This window comes from Methylobacterium sp. J-118 (genome assembly GCF_057836565.1).
This window is the reverse complement of sequence record NZ_JBYQFA010000001.1, coordinates 4,498,490-4,524,700: the sequence shown is the minus strand read 5'-3', so window position 1 is coordinate 4,524,700 and position 26,211 is coordinate 4,498,490. Positions and strand designations below refer to the sequence as shown.

24 protein-coding genes are annotated in these 26,211 nt (G+C 71.8%); 6 read left to right on the top strand and 18 right to left on the bottom strand.

Going from position 1 to position 26,211, the window contains the following annotated elements; genetic code table 11:
• Positions 1–29 precede the first annotated feature (29 nt).
• The 5 genes from AC3IF3_RS22165 to AC3IF3_RS22145 all read right to left on the bottom strand — a co-directional run bounded on the left by AC3IF3_RS22165 (position 30) and on the right by AC3IF3_RS22145 (position 6,565).
• The gene (locus AC3IF3_RS22165) at positions 30–1,070 is read right to left on the bottom strand and encodes an ArsR/SmtB family transcription factor (protein WP_489218227.1); all 1,041 of its coding nucleotides are present in this window, start codon (positions 1,068–1,070) and stop codon (positions 30–32) included.
• A 106-nt stretch (positions 1,071–1,176) separates the two neighbouring features.
• Positions 1,177–2,073, bottom strand: coding sequence for a bestrophin family protein (locus tag AC3IF3_RS22160; RefSeq protein WP_489230332.1), 897 nt, complete (start codon positions 2,071–2,073; stop codon positions 1,177–1,179).
• Positions 2,074–2,185: 112 nt separating this feature from the next.
• A complete protein-coding gene (locus AC3IF3_RS22155; RefSeq protein WP_489230331.1) occupies positions 2,186–3,937 on the bottom strand; it encodes a hydrogenase maturation protein in 1,752 nt (583 codons plus the stop codon).
• Positions 3,938–4,271: 334 nt separating this feature from the next.
• Complete coding sequence (locus AC3IF3_RS22150; protein WP_489230329.1) at positions 4,272–5,192, bottom strand: ROK family protein; 921 nt, start codon at positions 5,190–5,192, stop codon at positions 4,272–4,274.
• Positions 5,192–6,565, bottom strand: a complete 1,374-nt coding sequence (locus AC3IF3_RS22145; RefSeq protein WP_243966495.1) for a dicarboxylate/amino acid:cation symporter — start codon at positions 6,563–6,565, stop codon at positions 5,192–5,194. Before AC3IF3_RS22145 ends, AC3IF3_RS22150 begins: the two co-directional genes overlap by 1 nt.
• Before the next feature lie 253 nt (positions 6,566–6,818).
• Here AC3IF3_RS22145 and AC3IF3_RS22140 point away from each other — a divergent pair, with 253 nt between their 5' ends.
• Positions 6,819–7,241 (top strand): L,D-transpeptidase, encoded by a 423-nt coding sequence (locus tag AC3IF3_RS22140; protein WP_489220395.1) that lies wholly within the window; start codon positions 6,819–6,821, stop codon positions 7,239–7,241.
• A 107-nt stretch (positions 7,242–7,348) separates the two neighbouring features.
• Here the strand turns inward: AC3IF3_RS22140 and AC3IF3_RS22135 are convergent, their stop codons facing one another.
• The 3 genes from AC3IF3_RS22135 to AC3IF3_RS22125 form a co-directional block, all read right to left on the bottom strand.
• Positions 7,349–8,356, bottom strand: a complete 1,008-nt coding sequence (locus tag AC3IF3_RS22135) for a hypothetical protein (protein ID WP_489230328.1) — start codon at positions 8,354–8,356, stop codon at positions 7,349–7,351.
• Positions 8,357–8,730: 374 nt separating this feature from the next.
• Complete coding sequence (gene msrB, locus AC3IF3_RS22130; RefSeq protein ID WP_489218221.1) at positions 8,731–9,141, bottom strand: peptide-methionine (R)-S-oxide reductase MsrB; 411 nt, start codon at positions 9,139–9,141, stop codon at positions 8,731–8,733.
• 68 nt (positions 9,142–9,209) lie between these two features.
• On the bottom strand, positions 9,210–10,400 hold the full coding sequence (locus tag AC3IF3_RS22125; protein WP_243966424.1) for a YihY/virulence factor BrkB family protein: 1,191 nt from the start codon (positions 10,398–10,400) through the stop codon (positions 9,210–9,212).
• Between the two features lie 121 nt (positions 10,401–10,521).
• Between AC3IF3_RS22125 and AC3IF3_RS22120 the strand changes: the two genes are divergently transcribed.
• The 3 genes from AC3IF3_RS22120 to AC3IF3_RS22110 all read left to right on the top strand — a co-directional run bounded on the left by AC3IF3_RS22120 (position 10,522) and on the right by AC3IF3_RS22110 (position 12,708).
• Positions 10,522–11,595 (top strand): apurinic/apyrimidinic endonuclease family protein, encoded by a 1,074-nt coding sequence (locus AC3IF3_RS22120; RefSeq protein ID WP_243966422.1) that lies wholly within the window; start codon positions 10,522–10,524, stop codon positions 11,593–11,595.
• A gap of 42 nt (positions 11,596–11,637) precedes the next feature.
• A complete protein-coding gene (locus AC3IF3_RS22115; RefSeq protein ID WP_489230326.1) occupies positions 11,638–12,189 on the top strand; it encodes an RBBP9/YdeN family alpha/beta hydrolase in 552 nt (183 codons plus the stop codon).
• Positions 12,190–12,483: 294 nt separating this feature from the next.
• On the top strand, positions 12,484–12,708 hold the full coding sequence (locus AC3IF3_RS22110) for a hypothetical protein (RefSeq protein WP_243966409.1): 225 nt from the start codon (positions 12,484–12,486) through the stop codon (positions 12,706–12,708).
• 52 nt (positions 12,709–12,760) lie between these two features.
• Here AC3IF3_RS22110 and AC3IF3_RS22105 read toward each other — a convergent pair whose 3' ends face one another.
• From AC3IF3_RS22105 to AC3IF3_RS22070, 8 genes are all read right to left on the bottom strand, one after another.
• Entirely contained in the window at positions 12,761–13,786 is a 1,026-nt protein-coding gene (locus tag AC3IF3_RS22105) for a YcjF family protein (RefSeq protein WP_489230324.1), read from the bottom strand.
• Between the two features lie 163 nt (positions 13,787–13,949).
• Entirely contained in the window at positions 13,950–15,395 is a 1,446-nt protein-coding gene (locus tag AC3IF3_RS22100) for a YcjX family GTP-binding protein (RefSeq protein WP_489230323.1), read from the bottom strand.
• 124 nt (positions 15,396–15,519) lie between these two features.
• Positions 15,520–16,641: a hypothetical protein gene (locus tag AC3IF3_RS22095; RefSeq protein WP_489230322.1), complete on the bottom strand. Its 1,122-nt coding sequence runs from the start codon at positions 16,639–16,641 to the stop codon at positions 15,520–15,522.
• Between the two features lie 451 nt (positions 16,642–17,092).
• The gene (hisN, locus tag AC3IF3_RS22090; RefSeq protein ID WP_489230321.1) at positions 17,093–17,881 is read right to left on the bottom strand and encodes a histidinol-phosphatase; all 789 of its coding nucleotides are present in this window, start codon (positions 17,879–17,881) and stop codon (positions 17,093–17,095) included.
• 104 nt (positions 17,882–17,985) lie between these two features.
• On the bottom strand, positions 17,986–19,992 hold the full coding sequence (locus AC3IF3_RS22085; protein WP_489230320.1) for an AI-2E family transporter: 2,007 nt from the start codon (positions 19,990–19,992) through the stop codon (positions 17,986–17,988).
• A 113-nt stretch (positions 19,993–20,105) separates the two neighbouring features.
• On the bottom strand, positions 20,106–21,557 hold the full coding sequence (locus tag AC3IF3_RS22080) for an MmgE/PrpD family protein (RefSeq protein WP_489230318.1): 1,452 nt from the start codon (positions 21,555–21,557) through the stop codon (positions 20,106–20,108).
• 115 nt (positions 21,558–21,672) lie between these two features.
• Entirely contained in the window at positions 21,673–22,965 is a 1,293-nt protein-coding gene (gene pncB, locus AC3IF3_RS22075) for a nicotinate phosphoribosyltransferase (RefSeq protein ID WP_489230316.1), read from the bottom strand.
• 126 nt (positions 22,966–23,091) lie between these two features.
• A complete protein-coding gene (locus AC3IF3_RS22070) occupies positions 23,092–23,595 on the bottom strand; it encodes a pyridoxamine 5'-phosphate oxidase family protein (protein ID WP_243969658.1) in 504 nt (167 codons plus the stop codon).
• A gap of 198 nt (positions 23,596–23,793) precedes the next feature.
• On the opposite strand from AC3IF3_RS22070, the gene AC3IF3_RS22065 reads away from it, so the two are divergent.
• Complete coding sequence (locus AC3IF3_RS22065) at positions 23,794–24,042, top strand: hypothetical protein (RefSeq protein ID WP_489231353.1); 249 nt, start codon at positions 23,794–23,796, stop codon at positions 24,040–24,042.
• A gap of 13 nt (positions 24,043–24,055) precedes the next feature.
• Here the strand turns inward: AC3IF3_RS22065 and AC3IF3_RS22060 are convergent, their stop codons facing one another.
• Positions 24,056–24,580: a GNAT family N-acetyltransferase gene (locus tag AC3IF3_RS22060; protein ID WP_489218210.1), complete on the bottom strand. Its 525-nt coding sequence runs from the start codon at positions 24,578–24,580 to the stop codon at positions 24,056–24,058.
• On the bottom strand, positions 24,577–24,888 hold the full coding sequence (locus AC3IF3_RS22055) for a type II toxin-antitoxin system TacA family antitoxin (protein WP_489218209.1): 312 nt from the start codon (positions 24,886–24,888) through the stop codon (positions 24,577–24,579). The genes AC3IF3_RS22060 and AC3IF3_RS22055 overlap by 4 nt, the downstream gene beginning before the upstream one ends.
• 172 nt (positions 24,889–25,060) lie before the next feature.
• Here AC3IF3_RS22055 and AC3IF3_RS22050 point away from each other — a divergent pair, with 172 nt between their 5' ends.
• Positions 25,061–26,209, top strand: coding sequence for an Mrp/NBP35 family ATP-binding protein (locus AC3IF3_RS22050; protein WP_489230315.1), 1,149 nt, complete (start codon positions 25,061–25,063; stop codon positions 26,207–26,209).
• Positions 26,210–26,211: the final 2 nt, after the last annotated feature.

The window sequence follows — 26,211 nt, the reverse complement described above, 5'->3', positions numbered from 1 at the left end:
GACGAAGGGTCTGCGATGAGGGGTGGGTCTCAGGCGACGGCGCGCCGGGGCTGTTCGATGTCGTCCTCGGCCAGCCCATCATCGGCGAGGCCGTCTTCCGCGCATCGGTCCTGGGCCAGCCAGAGCGTGACGGTGAGCTGACCCGATTCGCGCGGCGCGAGATCGCGGGTCGTGATCGTGGCGAGTCCGGCCTCGGCGAGCCAGCCGGAGACCTGCTCGGCCGAGAAGCCGAGCCGCCGGTGCGCCTGGCCTGTGCGCAGGAATTCCAGCTCGTGGGGTGCGAAATCCACCACCAGGAGCCGCCCCCCCGGGGCCACGAGCCGCGCGGCGCCGCGCAGGGCCCGGGCCGGGTCGTCGAGGTAGTGCAGCACCTGATGCACCAGCACGAGGTCGAAGCTCGCCCGGGCGAAGGGCGGCGCGTGGATGTCGCCCTGCCGCAGGTCGACCCGCGACAGGCCGCGCCGCTCCAGGTTGGCCCGGGCGACCGACAGCATGGCATGGCTCGAATCGAGCCCGGTGGCGCGCCCGGCGAGGGGCGCGAGCAGGCCGAGCATCCGCCCCGTGCCGGTGCCGAGATCGATCAGGCTGCCGATGGGGCGCTCGCCCAGCGCGTCGAGCACCGCCGCCTCGACGATTGTCTCGCAGATGTGCAGGGAGCGCAGCTCATCCCACTTCGGTGCCAGCCGGGCGAAGAAGGTCTGGGCCGTCTCGGCCCGCTGCGCCCGGACGGCGTCGAGCCGGGCGCGGTCCTCCGAGAGGGGCGGTGCCGCCCGGTCGAGCCCGGACAGGAGCGGATCGGCGAGCTCGGCCCGGGCTTCGCAGAGACGGAAGAACGCCCAGGCCCCCTCCCGGTGGCGCTCGACGAGGCCGGCCTCCACCAGCAGCTTGAGATGGCGTGAGATCCGCGGCTGCGACTGGCCGAGGATGTCGGTGAGGTCGGAGACCGACAGCTCGCCCTCGGCGAGCAGCGCCAGGATGCGCAGCCGCGTCTCCTCGGCGGCCGCGCGCAGGACGCCCAGGGCCTCGGAAAAAGGGATCGATCCCGTCTGCTGCCGACCTTCGATAGACATAAAGATATGTTTATGTGCGTTTCGACCGCGGCGCAAGCGCGATCTTGCGATCCGCGGCGGGGCCTGCGGACAGCCGGGCCGGTCGGCTGCGGGCAACGCGCGTGCCTCACCGCAGCCAGTACCCCTCCGGCGCCAGCGGCTCCGGCATCGGCTCGCCCAGGGCGTGGTGGACGATCCGGTCGACGGTGCGGACCATCGCGTCGAGGGGCAGGTCGTTCGGCTCGGTGCCGAAGGGCTCCTCGAGCTCGTCCCCGAGGGCGTCGAGGCCGAAGAACGTGTAGCCGACCAGCGCCACCACGATCGGCGTCCCCCAGCCCAGGGAGCCCGCGAGCCCCACCGGCAGGAGCAGGCAGTAGAGCCAGGCGGTGCGGTAGACCAGGAGCGTGTAGGCGAAGGGCAGCGGCGTATTGGCCAGCCGCTCGCAGGCGGTGTGGACCCCCGACAGCGCCTCGATCCGGGCTTCCAGGATCCCGAACTGGATGTCGCTGAGCCGACCGGCCTGTGTCAGCACGGCGAGGTCGCGGGTGATCGCCGCCAGGACCGCATCGGTGGGGTGAGGGCCGGACAGGTCCGCGTCGGGGGCCTTCGCGCGCACGGCCGCGGCCTCGTCGCGGTCTTGCAGGCGCGCCCGCAGGCCATGCGCGAAGGCCGACAGGCGCCGGAGCTGGATCCCCGCCTCCCCCTCCGGCAGCAGCGCCGGCAGGATCCGGGCGAGGTTGCGGACCTCGCCGATCAGGCTGCCCCAGTGCTTCCGGGCCTCCCACCAGCGCTCGTAGCAGGCGTTGTTGCGGAAGCTCAGGAAGATCGAGAGGGCGAGGCCGACCACCGTGAACGGCGTGACTCCGGCGCTCACCGGGAACAGAGCGGGCCAGCGCGCCTCCGCCCAGACCAGCGCGCAGGAGACCGCGACGATGCCGGCGAGTTTGGGCGCCACCCGCGGCAGGACCGAGCCGCGCATGGTGAACAGCAGGGTCAGCAGGTTGGGCCGGGTGCGGACGATCATCGGGGGCTCGGGGCTTGGGCGTGCCCTCCTGCCCCGCGCCCCCCGTCCCGGCAAGGACCATCTTGGTGACGGATCGCTCCGGCTCTGCGCCCCGCGGGAGCGATCCCCGGAATCACTCCGCGGCGGTTGCGAGGCAGACGCCGCCGGGTGCCGGGAGCGGCGACGCGCCGGTCTCGTTCGCCGCCGTGCCGGCCAGCATGGCCACCGAGGCCGGAGACCAGCAGGCGGGCCGCTTGTACACGAAGGCGCTGCGGGCCCGGTGATACGGTGAATCCGGCTGGTAGAAGTTCCTGTACATCTGCGTCAGCTCGGCGCGCCGATAGTGGGCGAGCGGCCGCTGCGCCTCGTCCGCGGCGCGCGCCGCCTGTTTGCGCCCGGTGATCGCGGCGTGCTCCCCCGCCCTGGCGGCGGCGAAGGCCTGCACGGCCCGGTCGAACGCCGCCGCGTCGCCGGCGAGCGCCTCGTCGGCGAGGCCGATCTGCGCGGCCCGCCGGGCGCTGATCGGCAGGCAGGCCTCGGTGAGCGTGACGGCCCGCTCCCATCCGACCCGGCGAGGCAGCAGATAGGTCCAGTATTCCGAGCCGTACAGCCAGCCGATGTTGCGGTAATGCGGGTTGAGCACCACGCCCTCGCGGACCAGCACGAAATCCGCCGCCAGCGGCAGGATCGCCCCGCCGGCGCCGACGTTGCGGCCGACCGCCGCCACCACCACCGTGTCGGTCGCCAGGATGATCTCGCGGATCAGATCGTCCATCGCCACGATGTTGGCCCAGGATTCCGCCGCGGCGTCCGCACTCGCCTCGATCTCGTTGAGGTGGATCCCGTTCGACCAGAGATCGTCGCCGCCCGCGAGTACGATGACCTTGGGCGCGTGTTCCCGTGCCTGGCGGAATGCCGCCTGGAGCGACCGGCACTGCGCGGAGCTCATCGCGCCGTTGTGGAAGTCGAAGCGCAGGCGGAGGACGTCGCCGTCGCGGTCGCTCCGCACCTCCGCGACCGGGTTCGGATAGGGGAGCTTCTCGGAGACGGCGGCGACGGGGAGGTCCGCCGGGAGCGCATCGCCCAGCACCTGGACGGCGGCGCGCTTGATCCCGCCACCCTCCTGCTTCGGCTTCAGCCGGCCGATCCAGACCGCCCCGTCGACCGTGGCGCGACAGAGGGCACCGCTCTCGGATCGGGCGATCACCTGGCCCGGCTCACCCCGCAGGCGCGGCTCGGCGCAGGCGGCATGCAGGTAGACGGCTCTGCCGAAGACCTCGTCGAGGACGCCCGGCACCCCGTCGGCCGCGTGGATGCGCGCGAGCACCTCGGCCGTCGCATGCCGGCTCCAGTCGATGCGGCGATCCGCCTGTTTCATGGACGGGCGCAGGCGGCCGAGGGCGGTCGGGGCGGAATAGTCGAGCGGCCGCGGTGCAAACCCGGACGTCTGAACGTTGGCCATCGCCTCCCACAGGCAGGCCACCGCACCGTCGATCACCTCGCGGCGGTAGACGCTGCTCTTGGGCGCCTGACGCAGCGGGAACGTCCGCGTCGCCCAGATCGGGCCGGCATCCATCTCGGCCTCGGCCTGCAGCAGGGTGACGCCCCAGCGGTCCCAGTGCTCCTGGATGGCCCAGTCGAGCGCCGACGGCCCGCGGTCGCCCTCGACGCCCGGATGCACGATCAGGGTGAGGTACGCGCGCCAGAGCCGCTCGGGGATCGCACGCGTCAGGAACGGAGCGATCGTCAGGTCCGGCCGGAAGGACACGAACGCCCCCTCGAGACGGCCCTCGTCGCCGGCGTAAATCTCGACCGCAACCTCATGGCCGGCGTCGGTCAATTCGACGAAGAACCGCTGCGTCATGCTGTTGAAAGCAGACGACACTAAAAGAACCCGCATCGACAATCCCCGAGAGGCGTTTTTCCTAAACCCGCTCGGATTTCCCCCTCATAAGGTTTTGTTTTTGTATTTTTAAGTCGTTATAAGACAAATAGTATCGAGACTGACTATTTTACTCGAATTTGTTTGTTGTCGAATCGACGGAAAACGCATGCGAATCGGAGCAACGAGGATTTTTACTCCGCGTTGCATCGACGCGCAAGAAGATGCGTGGAACTGTGTTTCAAAAGATCTTGGAAGGTCTGGCGGGGGCGTCGTCCTGAACGACGGCCGGCCCTGTCCCTGGCGGGTGCCCGCCACCGACGGGGCGGCCCCTCTCTCAATCGGCGTCCCACAGCCACGCCGCCCCGCGCACGCCCGAGGCATCGCCGTGCAGGCTCGCCCGCACCGGCGTGTCGAAGGCGTCGGAGAAGACGTGGGGGGCGATCGCGCCGGGCAGGCCGGCGATCAGTTCCGGGATCCGCGACAGGCCGCCGCCGATCACGATCACGTCCGGATCGAGGAGATTGACGACCTGCGCGGCCGCGCGCCCGAGCCGTTCGAGGTGGATCGCGAGCGTCGCCTGCGCGTCCGGCTCTCCCGCCCGCGCCGCGGCGACGACGGCCTCGGCGGTGAGGCCTGCGCCGGACAGCCGGGCGTGGTCGGCCGCGAGGCCGGGGCCGGACAGCCAGGTCTCGAGGCAGCCGCGCCGGCCGCAATAGCAGGGGGGACCCGGGCGCTCGTCGTCGCGTGCGCCGGGGAGCGGGCCGTGGCCCCACTCTCCCGCGATGCCGTTGCGGCCCGTAAGCACCCGCCCGTCGACGGCGATGCCCGAGCCGACACCGGTGCCGAGGATCACCGCCCAGACCACCCGCGCGCCGGCCCCGGCGCCGTCGATCGCCTCCGAGACCGCCAGGCAGTTGGCGTCGTTCTCGATCCGCAACGGCCGCGCCAGAAGCCGCGCGAGATCCGCCCCGAACGTCTGGCCGTTGAGCCAGTGCGAATTGGCGTTGCGCACGAGGCCGGTGGCCGGGGACAGGCTCCCCGGCATGCCGATGCCGACGGTGCAGGCCGTCCCCGCCTCGGCTTCGAGCCGCAGGGCCAGGGCGGCCACGGCCTCGACGGTGGCCCGGTAAGCGCCGCGCGGGGCGGCGACCCGCGCCTCGGCCAGCGTCGCGCCGTCACGGCCCAGGACGATGCCGGCGATCTTGGTCCCGCCGAGATCGATGCCGAGGCGCGCCCGACCCCTGGGCGGTCCCATCACTCGGCGGCGGCGACCTTGCCGTCGGTCGCCATCGGCTGGGGCGCCTCGTCGGCGATGTGGGTGCCGATGGAGATCGGGTGGGCCATGACCTCGTTGAGCTTGGCCACGTCGAGCTCGCCCTCCCAGCGGCTGACCACCACGCAGGCGACGCCGTTGCCCACGAGGTTGGTAAGCGCGCGGCACTCGGACATGAACTTGTCGATGCCGAGCACCAGGGTCATGGCGGCGACCGGGACCGGGCTGTTGGGGATCGCCGAGAGCGTCGCCGCCAGGGTGATGAAGCCCGCGCCGGTGACGCCCGAGGCGCCCTTCGAGGTCAGCATCGCCACCAGGATGATCGTCGCGTATTGCGCGAAGGTCAGGTCCGCCCCGACGGCCTGGGCCAGGAACAGCGTGGCCAGGGTCATGTAGATGTTGGTGCCGTCGAGGTTGAACGAGTAGCCCGTGGGCACCACGAGGCCGACCACCGAATCCGAGGCGCCGAGCCGGCGCATCTTGGTCATGAGCTGCGGCAGCACCGTCTCGGAGGAGGACGTGCCGACCACGATCAGGAGTTCGTCCTTGATGTAGGCGAGGAAGCGCAGGATCGAGAAGCCCGCCACCCGGGCGATCGCCCCGAGCACCACCAGCACGAACAGGATGGCGGTGGCGTAGAAGGTGCCGACCAGCCAGGCGAGGTCGTAGACCTTCTGGATGCCGTACTCGCCGATCGTGAACGCCATCGCGCCGAAGGCGCCGATGGGCGCGAGCTTCACCACGATGCCGATGATCTTGAAGAAGATCTGGCCGGCGGTGTCGATCACGTGGTTCACCGCGGAGGCGCGCTCGCCCAGGCCGGTCACCACGACGCCGGTGAGGATCGAGATCAGCAGCACCTGCAGCAGGTCGCCGGTGGCGAAGGGATCGAAGAAGCTCTTCGGGATGATCGCCAGGATGTGGGCGACGGTGGAATCGGCCGCGGCCTTGTTGGCGTAGGAGGCGACCTTGCTGGCATCGAGCTTCGACGGATCGGCGTTGAAGCCGGCGCCGGGCCGGATCACCTCGCCGACCAGCACGCCGACCAGCAGGGCCAGGGTGGAGACCAGCTCGAAATAGACCAGCGCCTTCACGCCGACGCGGCCGACTTTCTTGAGGTCGCCCACCGACGCGATGCCGTGCACGATGGTGCAGAAGATGATCGGCGCGATCATCATCTTGATCAGGCCGATGAAGGCGTCGCCGAGCCACTTCATCGCCTTGCCGGTGGCGGGATCGTACCAGCCGAGCAGCACGCCGAGCGCGATGGCGATCAGCACCTGGATGTAGAGGACCTTGTACCAGGGCTCCCGGGGCGCTGCGGCCGAACCTGTCGCGTGGATTGCCTGTGCCATATCCATCCCGTGCGACTGCCGCGCACCCTCCCGCTGTGCCGGCACGCTAGCGACTATCGTCCCGCGCCTCAACGGTCGCTCGGTAATCTGCGGGGAACCAATCGTGACAAAAACCTGTCGATTCCCGCCGCGAAGTACTTTTGCAATTCGATAATCGCGCTCATCCCGGAAAGCGCGGTTATTTTTCCAACTCCGCCGGATTTGGCCGTCCGTCCAGCGGCTTTCAGAGGCTTTTCGGAGGTGTTCCGTGGCTATGCGTCATTGGGCCGGGACCGCGTTGCTCGGCGGCCTCCTGGCCTGTGTCTTGTCCGCTCCGGCGACGGCCGGGGTCGTCGCGCGGATCGACCAATCGAACCAGCGGATGCGCGTCTTCGTCGACGGCTATCCCGCCTATGACTGGCCGGTCTCCACCGCCCGGAGCGGCTACGTCACGCCGAACGGCCGGTTCCGGGTCGGGCTGATGGCGCCGATGTGGCGCTCGCACAAGTATCACGGCTCGCCGATGCCGCACGCCATGTTCTTCCGCGGCGGCTACGCGATCCACGGCACCTACGCGACGGGTGCCCTCGGGCGCCGGGCGAGCCACGGCTGCATCCGCCTGTCGCCGGGCCACGCGGCCGCCCTGTTCCAGCTCGCCCGCAACCGCGGCGGGGCGGCGGTGGTGATCCGCAACTGAGACGGTTGCGCCGGCGGCCCGAGCGCCGCCGCCGATCCGGCACGAAAAAGGGCTGCGGCGCATCGTGCGCCACAGCCCCGATAGCGGCATCCGCGCCGGCCCGAGGTTCAGGTCTGCTGCTGGGTCCGGCGGGGACGCACGGTCCAGCGCTCGAACATCGACCCGGCCTCGTCACCCTTGGCGTCCTTGGACTCGGCCCCGTGCTCCGGCTGCTGATGGATCGCCGCGCCGAGCGCCTGCGACAGGCTCTCGATCACGTCGTCGATGCGGGTGTCGCCGTGCAGGGCATCCCCGCGCGGCATGTCCGGAGGGGCGGCCTGGGCCGCGGGGGCCTCGTGGTGGAGGGGCTCCGGGGCGGGCGCCGGATGCGCCTCCGGCTCGACATGGGGCTCGGGGATCGGCTCGGCGGGCATCGCCGCCACGGGCATGGGCGCGGGCTCCGCGGGTTCCGGTGCGGGGGCTGCCGCCGCGACGGCGGGGGCGGCCTGGACCGGGGCGGCCGGGGGCGGCGTCACGATCCGGCGCATCGCGCCGAGGGCGCCCTCGTCGGATTCCGCGGACCGGGCGCTGCTGCCGTAGCGGCCGAAGCCGAAGCGCGGCTCGATCAGATCGAGCACCGCGTCCAGGGCGGCGTTATTCAGGGGGATCTCCTCGGCGGCGGGGACGCCCTGGATCGCCAGGGATTGCCGCTCGAAGCTCGGATCGGCGCTGACCTCGCGCCCGAACCAGTTCGGCGCGTGGAAGCCCGCCGCCTCGCCGTCGTTGTCGAAGGCGATGCTGATCAGATCCAGGCTGCCGGGGCTGACATAGCGGTCGATGGCGATCTCGCGCCCGCCGACATTCAGGGTGGTGCGGTCATAGGCGGCCTTGCCGGGGCACACGTCGAGCAGCGCGTCGCCGTGGGCGCGCGGCACGTCGGTGCGCTCCTCGACCGGGATCCCGTCGGGCCCCTTGTTGACCAGCACCAGCTGGCATAGCTGCCCGTCGACCCGCACGAAGGAGGCCCGGCCGCCCTGCGGCGCGAAGTGCCCCTCGGTGATGCGGGCGCCGCCGCGCTCCTTGCGGATCAGGCGGACCAGGGACGGGGCGACCAGAAATCGGCGAACGGTGCTCATGAACTCAATACCCCTCCCGCTTGGTCGGCGGCGCGCCGATCCGGCGGACACCCTCCGGGCCGCCAGCCCGGGCTTGAGGACGCAAGTGGAACGGCAGCGAGCGGCGTACAAGCTGGACCGCAACGCCGTATTCGCCCGTACCCAACCGCTTCCTTCGCCAAACTCCGAGCGGCGACAACATGAGAGAATAGAGCGCTAAGCAAAAACGCGACGAAATCAAGACCGGACCGAGGCCAGGACTCGGTCAGGCCGATTCCTATCCCCGATATCCCGCATCCGCGCCCGGTTTTCTCAACCCAGGTTAAACCGGATCCGTATCCTTGCCTCGACGCGCCCGCTTGCGCCCCACCGGTCTCCCCTTCGGTGGCCGGCGCTCAGGCCGCCGGCTCGAAGGTCATCGCCGCGCCGTTCATGCAGTAGCGCAACCCGGTCGGGGCGGGGCCATCGTCGAAGACGTGGCCGAGATGGCCCTGGCAGCGGGCACAATGCACCTCGGTGCGGACCATCCAGTGGCTGCGGTCCACCGTGGTCGCGACGGCCCCGTCGAGGGGCTCGAAGAAGCTCGGCCAGCCGGTGCCAGACTCGAACTTGGTGCCCTGCTCGAACAGCGGCTGCCCGCATCCGGCGCAGGTGAAGGTGCCGGGGCGCTTCTCGGCGAGCAGGCAACTCGTGCCGGCCCGCTCGGTGCCGTGCTCGCGCAGGACCCGGTACTGCTCCGGCGTGAGGACGTCGCGCCACTCGGTGTCGCTGCGGGTATCGGGGCTGGTGGTTGGCGTATCCGCCATGGCAATCTCCCTTTTCGCGCCCTCATATAGGCGCGCGACGGGCCGTTCGGCAGTCCCGGCGCGCGCGGTCAGGCCGCCGCACCCACCGTATCGGCCATCCTGGCCCGCCGCCGCCCGATCGGCTGGGGCGCCCCCGTGGTGGTGTCGCGCCCGGTCTGATGCTCCAGCTCCGCGTTGATCTCGCCGCCGAGGAGCACGATGGTCGAGGAGATCCAGATCCAGGTCATGAAGCCGATGACCGCGCCCAGCGAACCGTAGGTCTCGTTGTAGGTGCCGAAATTGGCGACGTACCACGAGAACAGCAGCGAGGTGACGAGCCAGAGAAGGCCGGCGATGACGCTGCCGACCCCGACCCAGCGCCAGCGCGCACGCTCCCGGCTCGGACCGAACCGGTAGAGCACCGAGAGGCCGCCGAGCAGGACGACGAGGATCGCCGGCCAGCGCAGGGCTGCGAGCAGCCATGCGGTCGAGCCCAGGCCGAGGAAGTTCAGCACCACCGGCACCACCACGATCACGTTGAGCGCGATGATGATGAACAGCAGGGCGCCGATGGTGAAGGTCAGGGACCGGAGGTTCAGCCAGAAGAAGTTGCGCTTCTCCTCCTCCTCGTAGACGACGTTGAGCGCGTCGAACATCGCCTTCATGGCGGCGTTGGCGCTCCAGATCGACAAGAGCAGGCTGGAGAAGAACGTCACGCTGAGCGAGCCGCTGCCCCTGGCGGCGATGCGCTTGACCTGATCGCCGATCAGCTCGACGGCCCCGGTGGGCAGCATCGCGTGCAGCTGGGCGAGGTGGTCGTTGATGACGTTCACGTCGGCGAACAGGCCGTAGCAGGTCACGAGCGCGGCGATCGCCGGGAACAGCGACAGCAGGGTGTAGAAGGTCACGCCGGCCGCGACCGCCAGGACCCGGTCCTTGTTGAACTCCAGGTAGACCCGGACCACGATGTCCTTCCACCCGGCCCGGGTCATCTCGGTGGGGTCGTCGGCGGCGCGGCCACGCTCGGCCTGCGTCGCCACGGTGAACTGGGCGGCCCGCCCGGAGATCGAGCGTGCCCCGGGGGCGACACCCTTGCGCAGCGCCACGTCCCTCTCCGTGGATTCGGGATCGAGCGGCGGTTCCGCGGGGGGATGGAGGCCCGGCACGCCCCGCCGCGCCGGCGCCGCGGCGAGGGCGACCAGCGCCGACCCCAGCATCAGGATCCACAGGATCGAGCCGGTCTCGGCGGGTCCGGTCGAGCGCGAGGGCGACGGAGGCATGGGTCGGGGACGGCCGTACGCGCGGAACGGCCGCGCTCTCGGGTCTCAAACGTCGTCGCGCAGCGGCTGTTCCGCGCTTCGGTCGCGGGCACACCGGCGGCGCGGGCGCGTTCTGCCTCCTATGCGCGATCAGCCCCGCCTCGGATTCTGCTGCAAGTTCGTCCTGGACGAGCCGCCCGGCACCCACGCCACCCTGAAGGCGGAGCGCGCGGCGACGCTCCACATGAACCTGACCAGCGTGACGATGGCCCATCTCGCCAAGCTGGAGCCGGCCGCCCGGCGGGCGAAGCTCTCCGGTCTCGTCGCCCACAATCTCGACGCGCTGGCCCGCCAGATCGCCTGGGTCGGGGCGCGGCCGCCGCTGGAGCGCCTGCTGCGCATGGCGAGCAACGTCCTGCCCGGCTACACCCACCCGGTCGCGCAGGCCATCTACGCGGAGCCCGGGATGGCGGCCCTGGTCGAGCGCGGCCTCGCGGAGGCCGGGGCGCTGGCGCGCCGGCTCGGGGTGCGCCTGAGCTTCCATCCCGGCCCGTTCTGCCTGCTGGCGAGCCGGAACGCGGCGGCCGTCGAGAACGGCCTGTCGGAACTCGACTACCACGCCGAGATCTTCGACCGGATGGGCTACGGCGGCGGCTGGCACCCGCATGGGGCGCACATCAACATCCATGTCGGCGCGGGGGACCCGGGCGTTGCCGGCTTCCGCGCCACCCTGCCCCGGGCGAGCCGGGTGGCGCGCGACCTCGTCACGGTGGAGAACGACGAGAACGTCTTCGGCCTCGACGCCGTGCTGCAACTCGCCGACCTCGTGCCGGTGGTGCTCGACCTCCACCACCATTGGGTCCAGAGCGGCGGCGCCTATCTCGAACCGGACGAGCCCCGCATCGCCCGGGTGCAGGAGTCCTGGCGCGGGGTGCGGCCGGTCGCCCATATCAGCGTGTCGCGCGAGGCGGTCGCCGCCGAGTCCGACCCGGAGGCCCTGCCCGACTTCCCGGCCCTGCGCGCCGCCGGCCACGCGGTCCGGGACCTCGCCGCCCATTCCGACCTGATGTGGAACCGGGCGGTGAACGACCTCGTCGCCCGTCACCTCGCCTGGGCGGATTTCGAGATCGAGGCCAAGGCGAAGAACCACGCCTCCATGCAGATCGCCCGCTACATCACCGGGCTGGAGCGGGCGGATCCGATCGCGGCGGAATGACGGGTCTCGACGCCTCCGCCGGACCGCTTTAGGCATCCGGCCATGAAGACCGCCGATTGCGACATCCTCATCGTCCCGGGGCTCGGGGGGTCCGGGGAGGACCACTGGCAGGCCCGCTGGGCGGGCCGCCTCGCCACGGCGCGCGTGGTCGCGCAGGACGATTGGCACGCGCCGACCCCGGAGGCGTGGTGCGGACGGATCGCCGGGGCGGTCTCGGCCGCGACCCGGCCGGTGATCCTGATCGCCCACAGCCTCGGCGTGGTGGCGAGCGTCAAGGCGGTGCCGCGCTTCCCGGCGGGCGTGGTGCGCGGCGCCCTGCTGGTGGCCGTCCCCGACGTGGAGGAGGCCCCCGACCTGCCCGAGGCGGCGCGGGCCTTCGCGCCGCTGCCCTGGGATCCCCTGCCCTTCCCGTCGCTGCTGGTCGCCAGCCGGACCGATCCCTATTGCCGCTACGACCGCGCCGACGATATCGCCCATGCCTGGGGGGGCCTGACGGTCGATGCCGGCGAATCCGGCCACATCAACGCGGCGAGCGGGCACGGGCCGTGGCCCGAGGGGCTGATGCGGCTCGCGGAATTTTTGAAGGGGCTGTGACGCCTGCGGGATCCGGTCGCGTTGCACGGGATGGGGCCGCCGGCCTTCAGGTCGCGGTGGATCGGCCCGCCGCCGCGACGCGAGGCGCGCCAGGGATATCCGCACGCTGATTCAGGAGGGGCAGGCGGCGCCGTCAGCGACGCGAGCGTGGCTCTGGCCGGCCGGATGCTGGGCCCGGCTCCGGCTCGGGTCCGGGGCTTGAGACGCACGCCGCGTTAACGCGCCGTTTACCACGGCTGCCGTCAGTGGAGGCACGGGCGGTCCTTCGGCCCGAAGGCGCCCCTGGAGAGCACCGTGACGCGCAAAGAGCTTCTGGAACGACTCGACGCCGTCCAGGCCGCCCTCGGGCCCCGGGCGCAGGCCAATTTCAACAGCTCGCTGTTCAACGATATCGCGCTCCTCAAGCGCATCGAGGCCTTCGAGGCGAAGGTCGGCGAGGTCGAGAAGCCGAAGGTCGCCGACTACACCGGCAACATGTTCACCCGCATCGCCAACCGCCGCGCCGCGGCCGGCAAGTAAGCGCGCGCCGCATTCCTCTCCGGAAGCTGGCGGCGTCCTGCGGGACGCGGCCTCATGGCGTTTCGGCCTCGGCCGTGCGCAGCAACTCGCCGGCGACGTCCGCGAGCCGCGGCGGCGCCTGCCGGACGAAGGGCAGCGGCCGGCAGACATTGATGGCGGCGAGCCCGAACCGGGCGGTCATCAGCCCGTTGAGGACGCCCTCCCCCAGCTTGGCGGAGATCCGGGCGGCGATCCCGAGGCCCAGCACCTGCTGCATCACGCTCTCGCCGACCGCCATCCCGCCGGTGACGGTGAGGTGCGCCACGGCCGCCCGCGCCAGCCGCAGGAAGCCGAGGAAGCCCGGCCGCCCGCCGTAGATCGCCGCGATCCGGCGCAGCAGGCGCACCGCCGCGTAGACCACGAAGGCGACGTCCACGATCGCCCGCGGGCTCAGGGCCGTCACCGCCGAGACCTGCTTGGCCGCCGCCGCGACGGCGTTGCAGGCCTGCCGGTCGAGGCCCGCGAGCAATTCGTACTCGGCGAGCCCGATCCGATCGTCGACATCGAGGATCGCGTCGGCGGCGGCATCGATCCGGGCGCGGCCCGCCGACAGCGCGTCCCGATCGGCGTAGAAGGCCGAGAGCGCCTGCACCACCGCCTGCGCGCCGGTATGGTCGCGGCTGCCGAGGGCGTCGACGGCTGAATGGCGCAGGCGCTCGATCTTGCGCTCGCGCCGCAGGCCGGCGAGCTCCCGCACGACGATCGCCAGGAGCGCCAGGGCGGCGACGGCCAGCAGGGCGAGCGCCACCCAGCCGAGCCAGGGCGCGGCCTGAAAGAGATCGGCGATCATCCGCTCGACCGAGAGCCCGATGCCCAGCGAGACCAGGCCCCCGACCGCCGACAGGAACAGCGCCATCCAGGGCGACCGTCGCCGCGGCGCCACCGGCACCGCGACCCCGTCGGCGGCATCGACGATCTCGAAGGGCTCCTCCACGATCCGGGTCTGCGGCCGGGCCGAGAGGGGCGTGGTCGTCACGCGCGAGTCCGGCGGCGGCTCGGGGGTGATCCGGAAGGCGCGGGGTTTCTGTCCCGAGGTCATGGCTGAGGGCTCCTCAGGAAGCAGTGGCGCCCTCGCGTTCCGACGAGCGCGTTCGGCGATCTCTTGTGGATCTGAGCAAGAGCCGGATGCCCGCCTTTCCCTCCCCCGCAGAGGGGGGGAGAGAGAGACCGCGCGTCTGCGAGCGCCCCTCCGAGATCTGCCATCACGCCAGCCTGTCGCCGATCAGGAACTGCATCGCCCGGTCCAGCCGGATCTGCGGCAGGTGCCCGGGGCGGCCGAGGCCGTCGGGCCGCACCAGCGGCGGCCGGAACCGGGGGAAGCGCAGGGAGCCCGGCTCCACCGCCCCTTCGAGCACCGCCTCGGCGCGGGCGGGCAATTCCCCGGGGAAGATCGCGGCCTCGCCGTTGCCGTCGAACACCTCGTCGCCCACCACCTCGCCGGCCTCCGGGGTGCCGGCCACCGCCCGGAGGGTCTCGGCGCCGTCGTGGACCGTGGTCTCCCGGGTGGCGCGCACGGAGGCCAGCGCCACGGTGCCGACCCGGGCGCCCGCCGCCTCGGTCCGGCGCATGGCCCGGGACACGAGCAGCCGCAGCAGCGCCTCGAGCCGGTCGTGGCTGGTCTGATGGAGATGGTCGGCCTTGGTGGCGGCGAACAGAACCCGGTCGGCCCGGGGGGCGAACAGCCGGGACAGCACCGTGTTGCGGCCGATGTTGAGACTGAGCAGCACCGCGTCGAGGGCCTCCTCCAGCTCCGCCAGGGCCGCAGGGCCGGCATCGACCGCCGAGAGCACGTCGACCAGGACGATCTGCCGGTCGACCCGCTGGAAATGCTCGCGGAAGAACGGCGTCACCACCTTGGCCTTGTAGGCCTCGAAGCGCCGCTCCATCAGCCCGGCGAGGCTGTCGGGGGCGATGCTCTCGGAGAGGCGGTCGAGGGGCGCGAAGGTCAGCGCCGGGGAACCCGCGAGGTCGCCGGGCATCAGGAAGCGGCCCGGGGGCGTCGTGGCCACCGATTCCGGACCGGCCCGCAGGCCCGCGAGGTAGGCCTTGAACGCGTCGCTGGCGCGTTCGGCCGCGATCTCGTCGAGGGGGCCGTTCGGGTCGAAGCCCGTGAGCGCGTCGAGCCAGGGGGCCGCGACGGCGGCGCGGCCCGGCCGGCGGGTGCCGTTGATCGTGGACCGCGACCACGCCGTGTAGCTGGTCTCGATCAGGGCGAGGTCGAGGAGCCACTCGCCCGGATAGTCGACCACGTCGAGCATCAGGGTCGCCGGGCCCGAGCGCCACGCGGCGGTGCGCTCGTAGGCGATCTCCAGGCGGAACTGGCTGATCCGGTCGGTGGAGCGCGGCCAGCGCCGCGCCTCGGTGAGGGTGCCGAAATGCTCCTCGAAGGGGAAGCGCGGGACGTCGTCGTCGGGCTGCGGCACGAGGCGGGCGCGGCGCAGGCGGCCCTCCTGGGCGGGCGCGAAGGCCGGCAGGGCGTGCGTCTCCACGAGGTGGTGGATCAGCGCCGTGGTGAACACCGTCTTGCCCGAGCGCGCGAGCCCGGTGACGCCGAGCCTCAAGGTCGGCTGGACCAGCAGGTCGTGCGAGGCTTCGGCGAAGGCTTTGACGGCCGAGCCGGCGCGCGCGGCAAGGTCGGTCAGGGGCACGGGCGGGCTCGTCGTGAGGGGAACAGGCCGGGCACAGGTGGCGCGATTGCGGCCGAACCGCAAGGCTTGCGGCGCGGGCATCGTCCCGGACCGCACGGCGGCGGCTGTCTTTCGGGGCGATGCGCTACGGCGGCGCGCCCTCGGCGGCCGGCGTGAGCGGGCGCAGCCGGGTGATCGCCCCGGCGACGAGGTCGGGGCTGGCCCGGAGCGTGCCGAGTTCCACCGCCGACATCGCCAGCATGACCGGCGCGAGATGGGGGCGCGGCGCGCCGTCAGGCCCGAACAGGTCGAGATCGTCGCCGGGCTTCAGCCCGACGCTGCCGCTGATCCGGGCGGCATAGGCCTGGATCCGGCCCTCGTCGCCGCTGCAGAGCGGCGCCGGCAGGCGCAGGTCGAGGATGGGCATCCCGGCCGCGATGGCCGGCAGCAGCGCGGATTCCGCCACCATCCGGTCGGGGCTCGGAACGGGGCGGTCCGCCGCCCGGTCGAGGAGGGCGGCGGGGTCGGCGGCGCCGCGGACCGGGCGCGCCGGGCCCGCCGACGGGGCGATGCCGGCCGCGATATCGGGCACCGGCTGAAGCGCCGCCACATGCGGCACGGCCGGGCGCCGGGCCGGCCGCCCGGCCATCCGGGCGAGGGGTGACCAGGGCTGTACCCGCAGGGCCGACGCCCGGCGCCGGGGCGCTCCCCCGGGCCGGTGCGCCGCGAGGAAGCGGGCGCGGAGCGTCCGCCCGAGCCCCCTTGGCGCCAGGGCCGCCGAGATGGCGGGCGCGGCGCCCCCCCGGGCCGGTACGCCGCCGACGCGGCATTCCGCCGGCGCCCAGCGGCGCACGATGGCGAGCGCGGTCCGCCGCCCGTAATCGCGATAGTAGCGCCGCAGCAGGCTCGCCGCCGCGTCGGCGCCGTCGTCGAGGGTGGCGAAGGCGGTGTGGCCCTCCCCGTCGGCACCGATCTCGCCGGGCCAGCGGGCGGACTTGATGCACCAGCCGTTGTTGAGCCGCACGCAGCGGGCGACGTAGGGCGGGTCCGCGCTGAGACGGGCCGTGACGGCCAGCGCCCGCGGCAGCAGGTGCGTGCCGGTCTGCGCGTGCCAGTTGGAGACCGAGCGGGTGGCGGGGTCGAAGCGCGGCGGCGCCTCGACGGCGACGGCCGGCTCCGGGGGCGGCACGGCGTGCAGGAGCGCGTCGACGCCGGTCTCGGCGCGCGGGATCAGGCCCGTGAGCAGGACGAGCGCGTTCAGCAGCACGCGGACGGGCCCTCGCCGGCGTTCGCAGCGGCCTTCCCGTGTGGGCGATCGGAGGCGGAAACCCTCATCAAGCCACCCGACTGCCGGAACCCGGGCGTCTTCCGTCCCCCTGTCCTCCCGAGTTCATAAAGCGCGGTCGGAGACGGGGAGCAGCCGGCCGCGCGCCTCTCGCTTCCTGCTCTGCAGGCTACGGGATCCGCAGCTTTGACGCTGACCTCGATGGCGGAGCGCGGCAGGCTCCCTCTGCGGCTCGGGAGAGGGGTGGGGTGAGGGGCGGGAAGGATCAGGATCGGGCACACCATCGAGGCATGTTCGGGCCTGTCCGCCTCCGGTGAGGTCCCGCCTTTCACCCTGTCCACCGACCGTTCGTGACTGCACCGCGCCCCAAACCTGTGGAGGCCGTAGCTCCGCGTGGGAGGGAGGGCGCGGGGCCGGGTCCGCTGCTCCACCCTCACGGGTTCAGCACCTTCAGCGCCGCCGCGTGCAGCCGCGGATCTCCGGCCGCCACGATGCGCCCGCCGCCGGCCGCCGGGCCGCCGTCCCAGGCCGTGATCCGGCCCCCGGCCCCCTCGATGATCGGGATCAGCGCGACGATGTCGTAGGGCTTCAGCCCGGCCTCGACCACGAGGTCGATCTGGCCGGCCGCCAGCATGCAATAGGCGTAGCAATCGGCGCCGTAGCGGGACATCCGCACCCGTCCCTCCAGATCCCGGAACCGCTCGGCCTCCGCGCCGGCCGCGAACAGCCGCGGATCGGTGGTGGCCAGGATCGCCTGGGCGAGGTCCGCGCAGCGCCGGCTGCGCAGGGTGCGCGTACCGGCGGGTCCGCGCAGGCGGGCGCTGCGCCCGTCCCCGGTGAAGCGCTCGCCGAGATAGGGCTGGTGCATCATCCCGCGGACCGGCACGCCGGTGCGGGTGAGCCCGATCAGGGTGCCCCAGGTGGGCAGGCCCGCGATGAAGGCGCGGGTGCCGTCGATCGGGTCGAGCACCCAGACGCACTCGGCGTCGGTGCGCTCCGCGCCGAATTCCTCGCCCAGGATGCCGTGGCCCGGAAAGGTCTGGCCGATCATGGCCCGGAGCACGACCTCGGCCGCCCGGTCGGCCTCGGTGACCGGATCGAACGGCGCGCCGCCGCGGGCCTTGTCGTCGAGGCCGAACTGGGCGCGGAAGAACGGCAGGATCGCCTTGCCGGATGCGTCCGCGAGGTCGTCCAGGAATCGCCCGAGTTCGACCACGCTCATCGGATCACGTCCCCGTTCCATCTGCGGCCGGCCCGCTCGAGCGGCCGATGCGCGACGAAACCGGTGCGCCCCCCCGGCCGTCAAGTCCCCGGAGCGGTCCGGATTCATGCCTCGGCCGGGGCCGGCGCGCGGCTGGCCCCGTCGCGGCTCTCCGGACGGCGGGCCGCCCCGGCATCCGGCGCCTGCGCGGCGGCTAGGACGGCCTCCACCATCGCGCGCAGCGAACCGGCCTGCCGGTCCGCCTCCGTCATCGGCTCCGCCGCACCGGGTGCGGCCCCGTCGCCGGTCTGGGCGAGCCAGAGCCCGAGCAGCACCGGCACGCCGGGCATCCGCGCCTCCAGGCGCTGGACCAAGCGGCGCAGGTGGGTCGGCGCACCCTCGGGCGCCAGGGTGACCACGCAGGCCATCCGGGCCGGGCCGGGCTCGAATCGCCCGATCCGGGCCGCCGCCGCCTCGGCGAAGGGCACCGTGCGGACGCCGATCCCGCGCTTCTCCAGGATCTGAGCCAGGATCGCGGCGGCGGCCTCGTCGAGAAAGCCGCGCCCGGAGACGCAGAGCACCGTACCCGACCGCCTCCAGGCCTCCGGCAGGCCGTCCGGGGCCGGACCCATCGGCAGCGGGCTGCAGGCGCTCCCATTCCCCGCTCCGGCCGCCTCCGCGACCGCGTCGCTCCGGTCGGACAGGTCGGCGATCAGCTCGCCGAGGGCAGCGCGCATCGCCGCCTTCTGCCCGGCGGTCAGCACCCCCCGCGCGGCGTCCCGGGCGGCGAGTTCGAGGGCCTTGAGGACGACCTCGTCGTAGTAGGACGAGAGCGCGCAGTCCTGCAGGATCAATTCGGCATGGCCCAGCACCTCCTCGGCGTCACCCGCGAGGATCCGCTGGTAGAAATTCTGGACGGGCGTGAGCGCCGGCCGGTCGCCGAACAGCACGTCCAGGAATTCGAGGTGCTCCACATGGCGCCCGAGCACCACGAGGCAGGCGGTGAGCGGCGTCGAGAGCAGGAGCCCGACCGGCCCCCAGAGCCAGGTCCAGAACAGGGCCGAGACCAGCACGGCGAAGGGCGAGAGCCCGGTGGACTGGCCGTAGACGATCGGCTCGAACACCTGGCCGGTGAGCGGCTCCAGGACGACGAACAGGAGCGCCACCGCGATCATCATGTTCCAGCCGGGATCGACCGCGGCGGCGAGCGCCATCGGCAGGATCGCCGACAGCACGGCCCCGAGATAGGGGATGAAGCGCATCAGCGCCGAGAAGATCGCCCAGAGCGCCGGGTTCGGCACGCCGATCACCCAGAGCCCGATGCCGATGACGACCCCGAAGGCGGCGTTGAGGGCGAGCTGGACCACGAAGTAGCGGCTCAGCCGCTTGGCCGCGTCGTCGATCGCCCCGGTGGTCCGGTGCAGGTCGCTCGACCCCGCCAGCCGGATCATGCGGTCGCGCAGGTCCTCGCGCTGCATCAGCACGAACAGCAGCACCACGAAGACGATGCCCACGGTGGCCAGCGGCGGCATCACCGGCGACAGCACGGTCCGGAGCATCTCGATCGGACCCGGCGGCGTCGAGATCAGCTCGACCAGCACGGGCTTCTGCGCGGGCTGGGCCTGGTCCGGCGCCGGAGGCGGCGGGGCGGTCTGTCCCTGCGCGCCGGCCGGCTCCTGGCCGCCGCCGTGCAGCGCCTGTCCGGTCTTGGCGAGGGACTCGATCAGGTGTCCCGCGGGGGAATCGCGCAACCCGGCGAGCTTGCGCTCGATGGTCGCCCGGTAGCGCGGGGCGTCGCCCGCGAGGTCGGCCGCCTGGAAGCCGATCAGGGCCGCCAGGGTCGCGACGATCCCCAGGGTCAGCAGGACGCTCAGCCCCACCGCCACCAGCCGGGGCAGGCGCAGGCGCCGCAGGCGGTTCACCAGCGGCGTGAGTACGAAGGACAGGAGCAGCGCGATCGCGATCGGGATGAAGATCTCCCGGCCGAAATACAGGGCCGCGATGAGGGTGGCGGCGACCACCACCGGCGAGGCCATCGCGGCCCGCGGGGTCTCGGCGGCGGCGACGCGGGCCGCCCGCGGCGGAACCGGCGCGCGTTCAGGCTGCGCCCCGACCGGGGTTCTGGTGCCCATGCTGCGATCCACGCCCCGAACGCCACAGGCGGGCGCCCGCCGGGGTCGGACGAGGCCGCGCGCACGGGGAACGGCACGGGGCCGGAAAACGATCCCGCGGAGCGTTCGGCGGCTTACGCCCCCTGCACCCCCGCCCGGGCCACCGCGCCCGCATCCTCGAGATCGGGCAGCGACCAGCACAGCTGCATCACCCGCTTGGCCTGCGCCTCCGGCAGCACGCCGGCCGCGAGGTCGGCGAACTTCGCCTCCAGCTGCGCGTCGGACATCGGTGTCTCGACGCTGCCGATGGCGTGCGCGATGAACCGGTGGAACACCCGCCCGTCGTTCAGGGTCACGGTCATGTCGACCTGGGCGGCGTCGATGCCGGGGGTGACCACCGGCATCACCTTCCGGCGCAGAGCCACCACCCGCGGATCGTTCACCGCCCGGTCGCTGAACTGCTTCTCGCCGCCCGCCCCCTCCACGAAGGCCACCGCGGCCGCGTGGTAGATGCTGAACTTGCCCTCCAGGCCGGTCTTCGGGGCGGTCTTGCCGGTCAGCTCCAGGACGAGGGGGTGGACCTTCAGGTCGACGCGGGCGATGTCCTCGGGCCGGATGTGGTCCTGATCGCGGATCTGGACCGCCGCGTCGATCGTCGGGTGCATGACGATGCCGCAGGCGAAGGGCTTGTAGGTGTTCAGCAGGGACTCGTAGCGGGTGCCGAGGCCGTCGGTGATCTCGGACCAATCCTGCTTGGTGGAGATCGTGTTGGCCCAGCCGCGCCTGGCCTCGATCATCCCGTCCGAGGAGGTGTAGCCCTTGGCCGCCAGGATCGCCGCGAACAGGCCGTTCGCCGCCGCCCGGCCCGGGTTGAAGCTCTTGTTCATCGAGCCGAAGGATTCGCGCAGGCCCACCGGCTGCGAGGCGGCGAGCCCCAGCGCGTAGACCATCTGCTGCTCGGTCAGCCCCATCAGCTTGCCGGCGGCCGCGGCCGCGCCGAAGGGCCCGCAGGTGCCGGTGATGTGCCAGCCGGCATCGTAGTGGTTCGGATAGACGGCGTTGCCGATCCGGCACTCGGTCTCGATCCCCACCACCAGGGCGTCGAGGAAGGCCTTGCCGGAGACCGGCTTCATCTCGGCATAGGCCAAGATCGCCGAGGCGACCGGGCCGGCGGGGTGGATGATCGTCTTCAGGTGGGTGTCGTCGAAGTCGAAGATGTGGCTCGCCACGCCGTTGAGGAAGGCGGCGTTCATGATGTCGAACCGCTCGGTCCGGCCGAACAGCCCGGCCTGGGGCGGCCCCGAGAAGGGCTGGAGGGCTAAGACCGCCACGTCCACGGTCTCGTGGTGCGAACCGCCCACCGCCACGCCGACCCAGTTGAGGAAGCTGCGCACGCCTTCCCGGCGGACGGGCTCCGGCAGGGTGTCGTAGGAGGATCCGAGGATCCACTGCGCGAGGATTTTCGTGACGGGCGGCGGCGCCTTCGCGGCGGGCTTCGAAGCCTCGGCGGCCTGCGCCCCTTCGAGGGCCGGCCCCGCGAGGGCGAGGCCCGCGGCACCGATGAGCGAGCGGCGATTCATCGACATGGCGTTCTCCCGTGGGGGCGGCCGCGGACGGCGATCCCATTGGTCGACGCCATACCACTCCGCGCCGCCCGCCGTCAGCCGGCCGGTTTCACGCCGCGGCCGGTGAAACCGGCGCTCACACCACCACCGGCAGCGCCTCCTGTGCGCCCACGCCGAAAACCCGGCGGTAGCGGGCGATATCCTCGGCCGGACCCTGCGCCTTGGTGGGGTTGTCGGAGAGCTTGACGGTCGGCCGCCCGTTCGCCTCCGTGACCTTGCAGACGATCGAGACCGGGTCGAGCTTGCCGTCCGGAAGGAGGCCGCGGAAGTCGTTGGTGAGCAGGGTGCCCCAGCCGTAGCCGATGCGCATCCGCCCGTGGAACCGGGCGTGGATGCGCTCGATCTCGTCGATGTCGAGCCCGTCGGAGAAGATCGCGAGCTTGTCCCGGGGATCGTGCCCGCGGCCCTGCCAGAATCGGATCACCTCCTCGCCGCCTGCGATCGGGTCCTTCGAGTCGATGCGGATCCCGGTCCAGCCGCTCACCCATTCGGGGGCGTTCGCCAGGAAGCCGGTGGTGCCGTAGGTGTCGGGAAGGATCACCAGGAGGTTGCCGCCGTAATCCTCCTGCCAGTCGGCCAGCACCGCGTAGGGGGCGGCGGCGAGCGCCGCATCGTCCTCGGCGAGCGCCGCGTAGACCATCGGCAATTCGTGGGCGTTGGTGCCCACCGGCTCGACCTCCTGCCGGGCGGCGATCAGGCAGTTCGAGGTGCCGAGGAACGCGTTCCCCAGACCCTCCGCCATGGCCTGCACGCACCAATCCTGCCAGAGGAAGCCGTGGCGGCGGCGGGTGCCGAAATCCGCCACCGACAGGTCCGGCAGCTTCTGCAGCCGCTGGATCTTCTCCCAGACCCGGGTCATGGCCCGGGCGTAGAGCACCTGCAGGTCGAGCTTGCCCAGACCGCGCAGCACGGCCCGGGCCCGCAGCTCGTTGAGGATCGCCAGCGCCGGCACCTCCCATAGGGTGGTCTCGACCCAGGGGCCGTGGAAGGTCAGCTCGTACTGGCCGTCCTGGACGGCGAGTTCGTAGTCCGGGAGCCGGAAATCCTCCAACCACGCCACGAACTCGGGCTCGAGGATCCGGCCCTGGCCGCGGAAGACGTTGCCGCGCAGCCACGTCACCTCGCCCTTGCTGAGGCGCAGCGTGCGGGCGTGATCGAGCTGCTCGCGCAGCAGCCCGGCATCGACCTCGTCGGCGATGCGGATCCGCCGCGTCCGGTTGGTGATGCCGAAGGTGGTGCGGATGTCCGGGTGCCGGCGCAGGATCGATTGCGCCATCAGCAGCTTGTAGAAATCCGTGTCGAGCAGCGACCGCACGACCGGGTCGATGCGGAAGCTGTGATCGTAGACCCGCTTGGCCAGATCGAGCATTCTCTTGGCACTCTGCCGCGCTTCGATCGCGCAGAGCGCATGCCCCACCCGCCCGCGTCAAGAAAAAGGGCGGCCCGCCGATCCGGCGCGCCGCCCCCGAGACCCGCGTCGTCCGAACGCGAACGATCAGGCGAGATCGACCTTCTTGGTGTCGGTCTTGGGGCTCTCGCCGGTGAGCGAGGCCTTCACGTAGCCGTAGAGGTGCAGCATCGTGCTGTTGGGGCTGTCCCAGTACTCGCCCTTCTCCGGATGGACGCGGAGCAGCGCCACCTCGGGGTCGTTCTTGCCGTTCGGGAACCAGGTTTTGAGGCTCTCATTCCACTTCGCGTCGATCTTGGCCTGATCGCGGACGATCTCGGCCTTGCCGGCCACCGACACGTAGGTCTGGCTCGACGGGTCGGAATAGGCGAGGTTCACCTGGTTGTCCTTGCTGATCTCCTCGGTCTTGGGCGAGTGCAGCTTGGTGAAGAACCACAGGTCGCCGTTCTCGTCGGCGTCGTTGTTCCACATCGGGCGGCTGTTGAGCGTCCCGTCGGAATCGGTGGTGGTCATCATGGCGATCTTCACGTCCTTGATGAGCTCGAACAGCTTCTTCGCGCCCTCGTGGTCGCGGTGGTTGCCCTGATGCATGAATGTCGTCTCCTAACGCGTCTCGTCGGTCTGTCCGGACGGCGATTCGCCGGTGCGCGGGCGCGCGCCGGAGAGGTCCCCGCCTGAAGGCTGCCCCGACAACGGATCAATCTCCCGTTGGTTCAGCGTGCTCGCGCGGTGAGGGAGGTTCGCATGGGGGCCGTTCGGGTTGGAAACCGCAGTGCCACGCTGCTGGTGATGGGCGCGCTCGGCTTCCCCGTCCTGCCGGCGGCCGCGGAGGTGCGCTTCGGCGCGGGCGTGCGCATCGCCGGCCACGACTTCTCGCACCGGCGCTCCGGCAGCGTGCATATCGAGCGCGTGAAGCGGCTCCGCGGCCCGCTCGGCCGCCGCCACCAGCGCCACGGCCTCGACAGGCGCGGCGACGGGACCGTGGTGCGCGGCCCGATGGAAACCTACACCCTCATCGCGCGCCCGTCGGCGCGTTGAGCGTCCCGTCGTTTCACGAACCCGCTTTCGCGAACAGCGCCTCGATCTCAGCCATCGGCTTGAAGAGCCGGTCAGGCAGATCGGTCAACCGCAGGAATTCGTGGCGCTCGTAGAACGAGGCTGCGGCCGCGTCCTTCGCGTCGACGACGACCGCCAGGGTGGCTGCCTCGCTCCTGAGGCAGCGTCGGAACGCGTCGAGGAGAAGGAGCGTGCCGAAGCCCTCTCCGCGCCGCGTCCCATCGACCGCCAGTCGGCCAAGTAATGTCGCGGGCAGGATGGGGTAGCGCGGCAACTTCTTGACGAGCGTCGCCGGCAGCTCAGCCGACCGGATCGAGGTGTTCGAGAGGGTGTAGAACCCGATGACGGCGGCCGATGGCGGTTCCAGAAGAACGTAGGGGGCAGCCACGCGCCGCCGCGCATCCTGTCCGGCCTGCATGCAGAGGTAGCGGTCCAGCGCCTCGACGCCGCAGGCGAAACGGGACCGGTCGTGCCGCGCCGGGTCGAGGGCGGCGATGACCGGCATCGACGAGCCGTTCACGTCGCGTCGTCGCCCATCCGCGTCCGGAAGGTCGCGACCCGTTCCCGCATCCGCCGGCCCGGTTCGCGAGGCTCGACCAGGGCCTCCACGAAGGCGCGGGAGTCCCGGACACTCAATTCGATCATCGCGTGCTCGGCGATGGCGCGCTTGGCGGCATCCTGGAGGCTTGTCAGGACGAAATCGGTGACGCTGCGCCCTTCGAGGGCCGCAGCGTGCGTGATCAACGCCTTCTGTTCCGCCGTGACGCGCGTTTCCAGCCGTTCCGCCCGTCGCCGCCGCACACCGTCAGATCGCTCTGCATCGGCCATTGCCGCCTCCGATCGGGCAAAGTGTACGGCCAGCGACCGGATCTTTCCAGAGCGGATCGGCGCATCCTGCGTGAGAGCCCGGTCTGACCCGAATCGCTGTCCGGGGTCTGGTGTTCTCGCCGCGCTTAGTTACATGCAGCTGGCATACCGACTTTCCCCCGTGGAGGACGACTTGGCGATCACCCGCGACGACGTGCTGAAGGCGCTCGCCAGCGTCACCGTCGATGCCGCCGGCACCACTCTGCCCGGCTCGGGCCGGCTGTCGGAGGTCGTGGTCGATCCGAGCAATCGGGTGATGTTCTCGATCCTGGTCGATGCCAGCGAGGCCGAGCGGTTCGAGCCGGTGCGGCGGCAGGCGGAGGGGCGCGTCCTGCAGATGCCGGGCGTCTCGGGGGTGTTCGCGAGCCTGACCTCCGAGCGGGGCCCGGGCCATCCGGCCCAGAGCGGCGCCGCGCCGCGCCCCGTGACACCGCCCCCGGTCGCCCCGCCCCGGCCCGGCGCGCCGCCGAACCAGGGGCCGCAGATCGCCGGCGTGCGCCACATCGTGGCGGTCGCCTCCGGCAAGGGCGGCGTCGGCAAGTCCACGACCGCCTGCAACCTCGCCCTCGCGCTTCAGGCCCAGGGGCTGAAGGTCGGCCTGCTCGATGCCGACATCTACGGGCCGTCGGTGCCAAAACTGTTCGGCCTGTCGGGCAAGCCCAATGTCGTCGACAACAAGGCCATGGAGCCGATGGTCGGCTACGGCCTCAAGGTCATGTCGATCGGCTTCCTGATCGAGCCCGAGACGGCGATGATCTGGCGCGGCCCGATGGTGCAATCGGCCATCACCCAGATGCTGCGCGACGTGCTCTGGGGCGAACTCGACGTGCTCATCGTCGACATGCCCCCCGGCACCGGCGACGCGCAGCTCACCATGGCGCAGGCGACGCCGCTCTCGGGCGCCGTGATCGTCTCGACGCCCCAGGATCTCGCGCTGATCGACGCCCGCCGGGGCGTGACCATGTTCAAGAAGGTCGCGGTGCCGATCCTCGGCGTGATCGAGAACATGGCGACCTTCGTCTGCCCGAATTGCGGCCACGCCTCGCACATCTTCGGGCATGGCGGCGCGCGGATCGAGGCGCAGCGCCTCGGCGTGCCGTTCCTCGGCGAGGTGCCCCTCGACATGATCATCCGCGAGACCTCGGATTCCGGCCGGCCCGTGGTGGCGACCGATCCCGATGGGCCCCACGCCAAGGTCTACCGCGCCATCGCCGCCCAGCTCTGGGCGAACCTGTCCGGGGCGCCGGCCGGGCGGACGGCGCCGAAGATCGTCTTCGAGTGATC

Bases quoted from the DNA above. Each gene is read 5' to 3' on its own strand.
- AC3IF3_RS22165 (WP_489218227.1), bottom strand. From the start codon at position 1,070: ATGTCTATCGAAGGTCGGCAGCAGACGGGATCGATCCCTTTTTCCGAG.
- AC3IF3_RS22160 (WP_489230332.1), bottom strand. From the start codon at position 2,073: ATGATCGTCCGCACCCGGCCCAACCTGCTGACCCTGCTGTTCACCATG.
- AC3IF3_RS22150 (WP_489230329.1), bottom strand. From the start codon at position 5,192: ATGGGACCGCCCAGGGGTCGGGCGCGCCTCGGCATCGATCTCGGCGGG.
- AC3IF3_RS22145 (WP_243966495.1), bottom strand. From the start codon at position 6,565: ATGGCACAGGCAATCCACGCGACAGGTTCGGCCGCAGCGCCCCGGGAG.
- AC3IF3_RS22140 (WP_489220395.1), top strand. From the start codon at position 6,819: ATGCGTCATTGGGCCGGGACCGCGTTGCTCGGCGGCCTCCTGGCCTGT.
- AC3IF3_RS22135 (WP_489230328.1), bottom strand. From the start codon at position 8,356: ATGAGCACCGTTCGCCGATTTCTGGTCGCCCCGTCCCTGGTCCGCCTG.
- msrB (WP_489218221.1), bottom strand. From the start codon at position 9,141: ATGGCGGATACGCCAACCACCAGCCCCGATACCCGCAGCGACACCGAG.
- AC3IF3_RS22125 (WP_243966424.1), bottom strand. From the start codon at position 10,400: ATGCCTCCGTCGCCCTCGCGCTCGACCGGACCCGCCGAGACCGGCTCG.
- AC3IF3_RS22120 (WP_243966422.1), top strand. From the start codon at position 10,522: ATGCGCGATCAGCCCCGCCTCGGATTCTGCTGCAAGTTCGTCCTGGAC.
- AC3IF3_RS22115 (WP_489230326.1), top strand. From the start codon at position 11,638: ATGAAGACCGCCGATTGCGACATCCTCATCGTCCCGGGGCTCGGGGGG.
- AC3IF3_RS22105 (WP_489230324.1), bottom strand. From the start codon at position 13,786: ATGACCTCGGGACAGAAACCCCGCGCCTTCCGGATCACCCCCGAGCCG.
- hisN (WP_489230321.1), bottom strand. From the start codon at position 17,881: ATGAGCGTGGTCGAACTCGGGCGATTCCTGGACGACCTCGCGGACGCA.
- AC3IF3_RS22085 (WP_489230320.1), bottom strand. From the start codon at position 19,992: ATGGGCACCAGAACCCCGGTCGGGGCGCAGCCTGAACGCGCGCCGGTT.
- AC3IF3_RS22080 (WP_489230318.1), bottom strand. From the start codon at position 21,557: ATGTCGATGAATCGCCGCTCGCTCATCGGTGCCGCGGGCCTCGCCCTC.
- pncB (WP_489230316.1), bottom strand. From the start codon at position 22,965: ATGCTCGATCTGGCCAAGCGGGTCTACGATCACAGCTTCCGCATCGAC.
- AC3IF3_RS22070 (WP_243969658.1), bottom strand. From the start codon at position 23,595: ATGCATCAGGGCAACCACCGCGACCACGAGGGCGCGAAGAAGCTGTTC.
- AC3IF3_RS22065 (WP_489231353.1), top strand. From the start codon at position 23,794: ATGGGCGCGCTCGGCTTCCCCGTCCTGCCGGCGGCCGCGGAGGTGCGC.
- AC3IF3_RS22055 (WP_489218209.1), bottom strand. From the start codon at position 24,888: ATGGCCGATGCAGAGCGATCTGACGGTGTGCGGCGGCGACGGGCGGAA.